Annotated in this window: 4 protein-coding genes; all 4 read left to right on the forward strand. The window is 70.2% G+C overall.

The annotated features are described in order from the left end of the window. Nucleotides 1-23 precede the first annotated feature (23 nt). The 4 genes from ABD481_RS43980 (at nt 24) to ABD481_RS43995 (ending at nt 11,496) form a co-directional block, all read left to right on the forward strand. The gene (locus ABD481_RS43980; protein WP_344671883.1) at nt 24-7,196 is read left to right on the forward strand and encodes an amino acid adenylation domain-containing protein; all 7,173 of its coding nucleotides are present in this window, start codon (nt 24-26) and stop codon (nt 7,194-7,196) included. A gap of 81 nt (nt 7,197-7,277) precedes the next feature. Next, nucleotides 7,278-8,279, forward strand: a complete 1,002-nt coding sequence (gene gntD / locus ABD481_RS43985) for a guanitoxin biosynthesis L-enduracididine beta-hydroxylase GntD (protein WP_344671884.1) — start codon at nt 7,278-7,280, stop codon at nt 8,277-8,279. 71 nt (nt 8,280-8,350) lie between these two features. Then, on the forward strand, nt 8,351-9,412 hold the full coding sequence (hppD, locus tag ABD481_RS43990) for a 4-hydroxyphenylpyruvate dioxygenase (protein WP_344671885.1): 1,062 nt from the start codon (nt 8,351-8,353) through the stop codon (nt 9,410-9,412). Then, complete coding sequence (locus ABD481_RS43995) at nt 9,409-11,496, forward strand: carbamoyltransferase C-terminal domain-containing protein (RefSeq protein WP_344671886.1); 2,088 nt, start codon at nt 9,409-9,411, stop codon at nt 11,494-11,496. The genes hppD and ABD481_RS43995 overlap by 4 nt, the downstream gene beginning before the upstream one ends. Nucleotides 11,497-11,512 lie beyond the last annotated feature (16 nt).

Raw genomic sequence — 11,512 nt, forward strand, 5'->3', positions numbered from 1 at the left:
TTGAGCCGGGTGAGGTTGAGCATGTGTTGCGGTCGCATCCGGGGGTTGCGGCGGCGGTGGTGGATGGTCGGGATGTGGCTGGGGATCGCCGGTTGGTGGCGTGGCTGGTGCCGTCCGATCTTGGTGAGGGCATCGCCTCGGCGACCGATCTGCGCGCTTTTGTGGCTGGGCGGTTGCCGGAGTTCATGGTGCCGTCGGCGTTTATCGAGTTGGCTGCGATACCCCTGACTCCGAACGGCAAGATCGACCGCCGTGCACTTCCGGACCCCGATGGTGCCCGTCCGGAGCTGACCGCTTCGTTCGCGGCCCCGTCCACCCCGACCGAGGAGTTGCTCGCCGGGATCTGGGCTGAGGTCCTCGGGGTGGACCGTGTTGGCGCCGCCGACGGCTTCTTCGACCTGGGCGGGCATTCGCTGCTGGCCACCCGGCTGATCTCACGGATCCGCGCCGTGTTCGGGGTGGAGATGCCGTTGGTATCAGTGTTCGATGCGCCGACGGTCGCAGGGCTGGCCGCGGTCATCGATGTGCAGGCCGGCTCGTCTTTGGCATCGGCTCCGCCGATCGTGCCGGTGGACCGAAACGGTCTGTTGCCGCTGTCCTTCGCCCAGCAACGCCTGTGGTTCCTGGACCAGCTGGAACCCGGATCCCTGGAATACACCCTCCCGGTCAGCGTCAGCTTCTCCGGCGACCTGGACGTCGCGGCCCTCGGCGCCGCGCTCGACGAACTGATCGCCCGGCACGAGGTGCTGCGCACCCGCCTGGTCGCGGGCTCCGACGGCGTGGCCCGTCAGGTGGTCGACCCACCGGCCGGGTTCGGGCTGGTCGTGGTGGACCTGTCCGCGGAGCCGGAACCCGACACGGCGGCGGCGAAGCTGATCGCGGCGGATTCCGCGACGTCGTTCGATCTCGCGGCCGACCCCCTCATTCGCGGAACCCTGATCCGCCTCGCGTCGGATGAGCACCTGCTGAACCTGTGCATGCACCACGTCGTCTCCGACGAATGGTCGGTCGAGATCCTGCGTCGCGACCTCAAGGCCCTGTATGAGGCCTTCAGCAGCGGTCAGCCGTCGCCGTTGGCACCTTTGAGCGTCCAATACGCGGACTACGCGGTCTGGCAGCGGGAGTGGCTGACCGGTTCGGTTCTGGAGACCCAGCTCGACTACTGGCGCGACCGGCTTGCCGGGGCGCCGGTGCTGGAACTGCCCACCGACCGCCCGCACCCCGCGATCCGGTCCTCGGCCGGCGCGGTGGCCGCGTTCGAAGTGTCCGAGGAGATCACCGACCGGTTGCGGGACCTGTCCCGCGCGACGGGCGCGACGATGTCCATGACGCTCCTCGCAGCCTTCACCGCCTTTCTGTCCCGCTGCACCGGCCAGGACGACATCCTCGTCGGCACGCCGGTCGCGAACCGGAACCGGGCCGAGACCGAGGACCTGATCGGGTTCTTCGCCAACACCCTGGTGCTGCGGACCGACCTGTCCGGCGACCCGACGTTCACCGACCTGCTGTCCCGGGTCCGCAGCACCGCGTTGGCGGCCTATGCGCACCAGGATCTGCCGTTCGAACAGCTCGTGGACGCCTTGGGCGTGGAGCGCGACCGTTCCACCACCCCGCTGTTCCAGGTGCTGTTCAACTACGTCCGGCCGACCGGCGAGGTGGACGACGCGGCTGTGGTCAGGAGCGTCGAGAGCGGGCAGAAGGAGGTCTCGTTCGACCTCACCTTCAACGTGACGGAACTCGGCGAGAACAGCGGCGGTCTCCTCGGCGGCCTGGAGTACAGCAGCACCCTGTTCGACGCCGCCACCATGCGCCGGTTCACCGAGCACCTGGTGGCGGTCCTCGGCGCGGTCGCGGCCGACCCCCTGGTGTTCCTTTCCGGGCTGCCGCTGCTGAGCGCATCGGACGTCACCCGGATGACTCGCGGATGGAACGCCACCACCGCACCGTCGCTCCAGGTCGGTGGCGTGCACGAACTGATCGCGGCCCACGTGGCGGAGCACCCGGACGCCGTCGCGGTGGAGGGCGACGGCGGGTCGCTGACATACGCCGAGCTGGACTTCCGATCGAACCGCCTGGCCCGGCATCTCAGGGAACTGGGCGTGACCTCGGAGTCGATCGTCGGCCTGTGCCTGGAGCGGGGCCCGGACCTGATCGTGTCGATGTTGGCGGTGTGGAAGGCCGGCGGCGCGTATCTGCCCCTGGACGCGGGCTATCCGCCCGCACGACTGGCCTTCCTGCTCGCGGACAGTGGTGCCGTGCTGCTGGTGGCCCATCGCACAGCCGTTCCGGAAGCGCTGGCGGATCAGGCTCCCGCCACCGTCTGGCTCGACGATCCCGCCGTCCTGCGGTCGGTGCGGGCCGCATCGGACGATCCGCTCGAAACAGCTGTCGTTCCCGGTCAGGCGGCGTCGGTGATCTATACCTCGGGGTCGACGGGTCGGCCGAAGGGGGTGGTGGTGACTCATGGGTCGTTGGTGGCGACGTTCGCAGGTTGGTCGGGTGCGCATTTCGGGCCGGGGTCGGATTATCGGTGGTTGTCGTTGGCCAGTGTCGGTTTTGATGTGTTCACCGGTGATGTGGTCAGGGCTTTGTGTTCGGGTGGTGTGTTGGTTCTGGGTCGAGTGGGGTTGCAGTTGTCGACTGCGGAGTGGGCGCGGTTGATGTCTGATGCGCAGGTGAGCGCGTTGGAGTGTGCGCCACGGTACGTGGATGAGCTGGTGGAGTATCTGCGGGATAGCGGCTCCCGGCTGGATCATTTGCGTCTGTTGGTGGTGACCACGGATGTGTGGCGTGTGGCGTCGGCGGTGCAAGCTCAAGTGGTTCTGGGCTCTGAGGTGCGCCTGCTCACGGCCTACGGGGTCACCGAGGCCACGGTCGACTCCACCTACAGCGACCTGGCGCGCCTGCTCGACGGGATCGAAGGTCCCGACGGTCTGGACCGCCCGACGCCGATCGGCGGCCCGCTGCCCGGCACCCGCCTGTTCGTGGCGGACCGTTCGCTGAATCCGGTGCCGGTCGGCGTGGTGGGGGAGCTGTTCATCGCTGGCGACGGGCTCACGCGCGGTTACCGGGACCGGGCGGCGTTGACGGCCGAGCGGTTCGTCGCGGATCCGTTCGCGGCTGATGGTTCGCGGATGTATCGCACGGGTGATCTGGCTCGGTGGCGTGTGGATGGCCAGATCGAGTTCCTGGGCCGGGTTGATGAGCAGGTGAAGATTCGGGGTTTCCGGATCGAGCCCGGTGAGATCGAGTTCGTGCTGCGTTCGCATCCTGCGATCGCCGCCGCGACGGTCGTGGACCGGGTCATCGCCGGCGATCGCCGATTGGTGGCCTACCTGGTGCCCGCCGACCCCGACCGGGGCATCCCGTCAGAAGGCGATCTGCGGGCCGCCCTGCGCGAAGTGCTGCCTGACCACCTGGTCCCGGCGGCATTCCTGGAGCTCCCGGAGCTGCCGCTGACCCCGAACGGGAAGATCGACCGCACGGCGCTGCCGACACCGGACGGACTCCGGTCCGCGTCCGAGGACCGGTTCGCGGCGCCACGGACGCCGACCGAGGAACTGCTCGCCGGGATCTGGGCCGAAGTCCTCGGGCTGGACCGGGTGGGGACGCGAGGCAATTTCTTCGATCTCGGTGGGCACTCGCTCCTGGCGACGCGGGTGGTCTCGCGGATCCGGGCGGTGTTCGGCGTCGAGATCCCGCTGGCGGCCTTGTTCGACGAGCCGACGGTCGCGGGCCTGGCCGGGATCGTCGAGAGCGCCGGTGCTGCGGGGTCGGTCGGGTCCGCCGGGTCCGCCGGGTCCGTCGGGTCCGCAGAAGCCGGCGACCCGACGCGGACCGCCCCGCCGATCGTCCCCGCGAGCCGGGACAGCCTGCTGCCGTTGTCGTTCGCCCAGCAGCGGCTGTGGTTCCTGGACCAGCTGGAACCGGGGTCGGTGGACTACAACTCGCCGATGCCGATCCGGCTGACCGGCGCGCTGGACGTCGCGGCGTTGGGCGCGGCGTTGGACGAAGTACTCGCGCGGCACGAAGTGCTGCGGACCCGTCTCGTCCTCGGCCTCGACGGCGTGCCGTATCAAGTCATCGACGAGGCGGCCGGCCTCGCCCTGCCCATCGTGGACCTGTCCGGGGAACCGGATCCGCTGGCGGCCGCCGGTGATCTGATCGCGTCCTCGGCGGTACAGCCGTTCGATCTCGCGGCCGGACCGTTGATCCGCAGCTCTCTGCTGCGGCTCGGTGCGGAAGATCACGTGCTGAACCTGTGCATGCACCACGTCATCTCCGACGAGTGGTCCGCGGGCATCCTGCGCCGTGAGATAGCGCTGCTGTATGGCGCTTTCCGAGATGGTCAGCCCTCTCCGCTGGCGCCGCTGGCGGTGCAGTACGCGGACTTCGCCGTGTGGCAGCGGGACTGGTTGTCCGGGCCGGTCCTGGACGAGCAGCTCGGGTTCTGGCGGGAGGCGTTGGCCGACGCGCCGATGCTGGAGTTGCCGGTGGATCGGCCGCGTCCGGCGGTCCGTACGTCGTCCGGCGCGGTCGTCGCCTACGACGTCCCCGACGAGGTCGCCGACCGCTTGCGCGAGGTATCGCGGCAGTCCGGGGCGACGATGTTCATGACGTTGTTCGCGGCGTTCACGGTCCTGCTGTCCCGCTATACCGGTCAGGACGACATCGTCGTCGGCACGCCGGTGGCGAACCGGAACCGGTCCGAGACCGAGGACCTGATCGGCTTCTTCGTCAACACCCTGGTACTGCGTACCGACTTGTCCGGCGACCCGTCGTTCGCCGACCTGATCGGCCGGGTCCGCAAGGTGTCCCTGGACGCGTACACCCACCAGGACCTGCCGTTCGAGCACCTGGTCGACGCCCTCCAGCCGGAGCGTGACCGGTCCCGGACCCCGCTGTTCCAGGTGCTGTTCAACTACGTCCAGGAGGCTGCCGGGACCACCCCGGGCCTCGGCGGCCTCGATGTCGCGGACGTCGGCGGTGTCGCACAGGACACCACTCTGTTCGATCTGACACTTGGCGTGGCGGACACCGAGGAGGGACTCCGAGGCCTGTTCGAGTTCAGCACCGACCTCTTCGACCGGGCGACGGTCGAGCGGATGGCCGAGCTGTGGGTCGCGATGCTCGCCGCGGTCGCGGTACGTCCGCAGGTTCCGCTGTCCGGTTTGCCGGCGGCCGGCCTCGGGGAGTCGGCGCTGATCCATGGCTGGAACCAGAATGCTGTGCCGTTGCCCGCCGTTCGCGGTGTGCACGAGCTGATCGCGACGCACGTCGCCGCACGTCCGGACGCGGTCGCGGTGCACTGTGACGGCGTCACCCTGACCTATGCGGAACTGGACCGCAGGGCGAACCGGCTGGCGCGGCACCTTCGCACGCTGGGTGTCGGCACCGGGACCACAGAGCCCGCAGCGTCCACAGAGCCCGCAGCGCCCACAGAGCCCACAGCGTCCGTCAAGGCCGCCGAGGCGGTCGTCGGCCTGAGCCTGGAACGCGGTCCGGACACGGTCGTGGCGATGCTGGCCGTCTGGAAAACCGGGGCGGCCTGTCTGCCGCTGGACCCCGGATATCCGCCGGAACGCTCGGCCTTCATGCTCGCGGACAGCGGGGCCTCGGTGCTGATCGGGCACCGTGCGGCCGCGCCGGATCTTCGTGTCGAGCCGGGTCTTGCGACGGTGTGGCTGGACGAACCGGCGACCCGGGCGGCGATCGAATCAGTGTCGGACGCCGCACAGGACGCCGCACAGGATGCCGCACCGCCCGCGAAGGTCTCGCCGGACCAGGCGGCGTCGGTGATCTATACCTCGGGGTCGACGGGTCGGCCGAAGGGGGTGGTGGTGACTCATGGGTCGTTGGTCGCGACATTCGCGGGTTGGTCGGGTGCGCATTTCGGGCCGGGGTCGGCTTATCGGTGGTTGTCGTTGGCCAGTGTCGGTTTTGATGTGTTCACCGGTGATGTGGTCAGGGCCTTGTGTTCTGGCGGTGCGCTGGTTCTGGGTCGGGTGGGGTTGCAGTTGTCGACCGCGGAGTGGGCGCGATTGATGTCTGATGCGCAGGTGAGCGCGTTGGAGTGCGCTCCGCAGTACGTGGATGAGCTGGTAGCGCATCTGCGCGATACCGACTCCCGGCTGGATCATTTGCGTCTGCTGGTGGTGACCACGGATGTGTGGCGTGTCGCCTCGGCGGTGCGGGCCATGGAGATTCTGGGCCCTGAGGTGCGTCTTCTCACGGCTTACGGCGTCACCGAGGCCACGGTCGACTCCACCTACAGCGACCTGACGAACCTCACTGCTCAGCTGGAAGGCGCGGCTCCGCCGGACGGTCCGACGCCCATCGGCGGCCCGCTGCCCAACGCACGCCTCCACGTCCTGGACCGGCACCTCAACCCGGTTCCGATCGGCGCGGTCGGCGAACTGTCGATAGCCGGACCCGCCCTGGCCCGGGGCTACATCGGCCGCCAAGCCCTCAGCGCCGAGCGGTTCGTCGCGGATCCGTTCGCGGGTGATGGTTCGCGGATGTATCGCACGGGTGATCTGGCTCGGTGGCGTGCGGATGGCCAGATCGAGTTTTTGGGCCGGGTCGATGAGCAGGTGAAGATCCGGGGTTTCCGGATCGAGCCCGGTGAGATCGAGTTCGTGCTGCGTTCGCATCCTGCGATCGCCGCCGCGACGGTCGTGGACCGGGTCATCGCCGGCGACCGCCGATTGGTGGCCTACCTGGTGCCGACCGACCCCGACCGGGGCATCCCGTCCACCACCGAGCTCCGTGCGCACACCGCCGATCTGCTGCCTGAACACATGATCCCGGCGGCGTTCGTCGAACTCGCCGCGATCCCCCTGACCGCGAACGGGAAGGTGGACCGCGCCGCGCTGCCCGTCCCGGACGGCGTCCGGCCCGACCTGGCCGACCACTACCAGCCGCCCCGCACCCCCACCGAGCGGATCCTGGCCCGGATGTGGTCCGAGCTCATCGGGGTGGAGCGGGTCGGCGTCACCGACGACTTCTTCGAGCTCGGCGGCCACTCCCTGCTCGCGACCCGGGTCACCAGCCGGATCCGCGCCGTCCTCGGCGCCGAGATCCCGCTGGCCACCCTGTTCGACCAGCCGACCGTGACCCAGCTCGCGGCGGCCGTGAACCGGGCCCTGCTCGGGGCGCCGGACGAGGCCCTGGAGATCGAGGAACTCGAGATCTGACCGGCCGGACGAGCCCGTCCATCCGCCGGCCACGCAAGAAACGCATTCCCGGCAACCGCATGGAAGGAACGACCGTTGCCCATGGACACCCTGGAGATCGACGCGACCGAGCTGCAAGCGATCACCCAGCTGCTCGACAAACTGGAGGGTACCTTCGAGCGCCTCGACACTGAGGAGGCACTCCATCAAGTGGCGGTCCACGCCCACGAACTGCCGAGCCGGCTCCGCCTCGCCCTCAACGCGTTCCGCCTGGAGCGGATGTCGGGCGTGTTGCGGATCCGCGGCTACCAGGTCGACGACGACCGGCTCGGCCCGACACCCGGGCACTGGCGCGAGTCCCGGAACCCCTCGCCGGCGCACCGCGAGGAACTGCTCCTGGTGATGCTGAGCTCCCTGGTCGGCGACCCCTTCGGGTGGGCGACGCAGCAGGACGGCCGGCTGATCCACGACATCATCCCGATCCAGGGCCACGAGCAGGAACAGATGGGCACCAGCAGCGAGGCCCTGCTGACCTGGCACACCGAGGACGCCTTCCACCTGCTGCGGGGCGACTTCCTGGCCTTCTCCTGCCTGCGCAACCCCTACGCCGCGGTGACCACGATCGGGTTCGTCGACACGCTGAAGCTCACCGACCGGACCCGGTCCGTCCTGGCCCAGCCGCGGTTCAACATCCTCCCGGACAACTCGCACAAGGCGAAGAACAATTCGCCCGGCACCGCGGAGTCGTTCGCGTACGTGGAGGAGATGCTGAACAATCCGGCCCCGGTCGCCGTGCTGTTCGGCGACCTGGACAAGCCCTACATCCGGGCCGACCCCTACTTCATGACCGTCCAGGACGGGGACGACGAGGCCCGGGCGGCGCTGGCGGAACTGGCCGACGCCGTCGAGGACGACATGCACGACCTGCGGCTGGAGGCCGGGGAGTTCTGCTTCCTGGACAACTTCCGGGTCGTGCACGGCAGGAAGCCCTTCAAAGCCCGCTTCGACGGCACCGACCGCTGGCTCAAGCGCGTCAACGTGACCAGCGACCTGCGGAAGTCGCGCGGCGCGCGGACTTCGGCCGGTTCCCGGTCCATCCACTGAACCGGCACCGAACCCGTCCACCCCATGCACCCGACGGCGATGAGCGGCGGATATCCGCCCGGGGAGATCACGTGACCGCGCAGAGTATCGAATATGTAGAGCTGTACACCGAGAACAGAAAACCGACGATCGAGCACTTCGTCTCGTCGTTCGGATTCACCCAGACCGCCGAATCCGTCGCGACCGACCGGCACTCGACCATGCTGTGCCACGGCGACGTGCGGCTCATGGTCACCTCCGGTGAGGCGGTCGCCGCCTATCTGGAGGAGCACGGCGACGGCATCGCCGACATCGCCTTCGGCTGCGACGACGTCGCCGCCACCCTGGACACCGCGCGCGCCGCCGGCGCCCGGACGCTCACGGCCGCGGACGGCCCCCCGGCGGTCTCCGGGTTCGGCGCCGTCCGCCACACCCTGCTGCCGCGGTCGGCGCCCGCCGACCGCCGGCTGCCCGCGGGGCCGGCGTGGATCCCGACCCCGAACCCCGGGCCGCTGCCGCCGTGGCGGCGGCGTATCGAGCGCCTCGACCACGTCGCGGTCTGCCTGGAACAGGGCACGCTCCAGGACTCGGTCCGCCGCTACACCGAGGGGTTCGGCCTCAGCCGCTACTCCAGCGAGCAGATCGAGGTCGGCGACCAGGCGATGCGCTCGACCGTGGTCCGCAGCGCCACCGGCCTGATCACCTTCACCATCCTGGAACCCGACCCGGTGAAGGGATCCGGGCAGCTGGACGGGTTCCTGGCGCGCAACCGCGGCGCCGGCGTCCAGCACCTGGCCTTCCTCGTCGACGACATCGTCCTGGCGGTGCGCGACTTCGAGGACCGGGGCGTGGAGTTCCTCCGGACCCCCGACGCCTACTACGAGATGCTCGCCGACCGCCTGATCGACCTGCGCGGGCAGACCGAGGAGCTGCGCGCCACGAACGTGCTCGCCGACCGCGACGAGTGGGGCTACCTGCTCCAGCTGTTCTCGCGGTCCCCGCACGAGCGCAACACCCTCTTCTACGAACTGATCCAGCGCCGGGGCGCCCAGGGCTTCGGCACCGCGAACATCAAGGCTCTGTACGAGGCGGTGGACCGGGCCCGGACGGCGGAGGAACCGGTGCTCCACGCGCAGGACGGAGCGGCACAATGACGGTTCGCGTCGTCGGGTTCAACCTCAGCCACGACAGCAGCGTCTGCCTGGTCCAGGACGGCCGGATCCGCGCCGCCCTGGCCCTGGAGCGGACCACCAGGACCAAGCGGGGCACCGTCCCGCTCCACGTCTACGCGGCGGCCATGGCCGACCTGACCCACGACGTCCTGGCCGGCGCCGGGCTGACCCAGGCCGACGTCGACGGCTTCATCGCGACCTCGACCGAGTCGGTGGACCAGGACCAGGAGGACCGCCTGGCGAGCGTCCTGGGCCTGCTGGCGCCGCCCGGCCGGACCCTGCGGCTGCCGCACCCCGGCCACCACCTCGCGCACGCCGCCGCCGCGTTCTACTCCTCGGGGTTCGACGAGGCGGCGGCGGTCGTCGTCGACGCCTACGGCTCGCGGATCGGCACCGGACGCGAGCGCGAGAGCGCGTTCCGGTTCCGGTTCGGGACCGCGCCGGAGGTCGTGCTCCGGGAGATCCGGGAGGAGGACCGCATCGCCGGGCGCTGGCGCGACGGGGCGATCTGGATCCCCGAGCGGCTCAGCGGGATCGGCGAGATCTACCGGACCGTCACCCTGGCGCTCGGGTTCCGGGAGTCCGCCACCACCTACGACGACGCCGGCAAGACCATGGGCCTGGCGTCCTACGGCAAGCGTCTTTCGGCCGACGACCTGTTCATCCAGACCCGCCCGCGAGGCCGGCTGTCGTTCGAGGGCGCCGCCGACTCACTGGTGGAACTGGGGCTGGCGGTCCGCGGGGACGGCGGGCTCCGGCTGGTTCCGCGGCCGGCGGGGGAGCCGTTGGAACAGTTCCACCGGGACCTGGCGGCACAGGTGCAGGAGGAGTTCGAACAGGCGTGCCTGCACGTGATCAAGGATGTCCTGGAGCGGACCGCGAGCCGTTCGCTGGTCCTGTCCGGCGGCTGCTTCCTGAACTCCACCCTGAACGCCAGGGTGCTGCGGGAGACCGAGATCGACCGGCTGTTCGTGTTCCCGGCCGCCACCGACGACGGGAACGCGGCGGGTGCGGCGCTGTACGCGTACCACCACCTGATGGAGCCGGGCGGTTCGAAGGAGCCGGAGGCCGGCCGGGCGCGGCCGGGTCCGGCGCTCACGCACGTCTTCCTCGGGCCGCCCCGGCTGGCGGGCCAGGACATCGAGGCGCTCGCCGGCAAGTGGGGCGCGACGGCGCGCCGGCACCGCACGCCGGCGGACGCGGCCCGGGCCGCGGCGGGGGCGATCGCGCGCGGCGAGATCGTCGGCTGGTTCCAGGACCGGGCCGAGTTCGGCCCGCGCTCGCTCGGCGCGCGGTCGATCCTGTGCCACCCCGGGCTGCCGGGGATGAAGGACCGGCTGAACGCGCGGGTGAAGTTCCGGGAGGCGTTCCGGCCCTTCGCCGGCTCGGTGCTGGCCGAACGCGCCCACAAGTGGTTCGACATCCCGGCCCCGGACAGCCCGTTCATGCTCGTGGTCTGCCCGGTGTGGGAGGCCCAGCGCACGGCGGTCAGCGAGATCGTGCACGTGGACGGCACCTGCCGGATCCAGACGGTCGACACCGGTTCCACCGGTCCGTTCCGGGCGCTGCTGGAGGCGTTCGAGGAGGAGACCGGGCTGCCGGTGGTGCTGAACACGTCGTTCAACCTGCGGGGCATGCCGATCGTGGAGCTGCCGCAGGACGCGATCGACTGCCTGTTCGGCTCCCGGCTGGACCGGGTGTTCGTCGGGGACGTCGAGATCGAGGCCCCTGACCTCCGGGCTCTGCGACCGGAGCGGGTGGGGCCGGCTCCGGTCGCGGCCGCTGCGGCTGCCTCTGTGTCCGGGGCGGAGTCCGGCTCAGGGTCTGGATCAGGGTCTGGATCAGCGTCGGCCGACGGTTCGGTGCGTGACCTGCTGCTCGCCCACGCCGACGGCGAACGGACGATGACCGAGCTCGCCGAGCGGCTCGGCGCCGAGCTGGACACCGCGATCGACCTGGCCCTGGACCTGCGCAGGCTGGGGCGGTTGCGGTGGGCCGGGGTGCCCGGGGCGACGCGGCCGCTGTTCCCGCTGCCGCAGTACGACCCCGATTCCTACGGGGACTGAGAACAGAGCCGCCAAG

Source organism: Catenulispora yoronensis (assembly GCF_039531695.1).
In the GTDB taxonomy this organism is placed as follows: domain Bacteria; phylum Actinomycetota; class Actinomycetes; order Streptomycetales; family Catenulisporaceae; genus Catenulispora; species Catenulispora yoronensis.

What these genes read in the sequence shown, in the direction of transcription:
- gntD (WP_344671884.1), top strand. Translation starts at nt 7,278, where the DNA reads ATGGACACCCTGGAGATCGACGCGACCGAGCTGCAAGCGATCACCCAG.
- ABD481_RS43995 (WP_344671886.1), top strand. Translation starts at nt 9,409, where the DNA reads ATGACGGTTCGCGTCGTCGGGTTCAACCTCAGCCACGACAGCAGCGTC.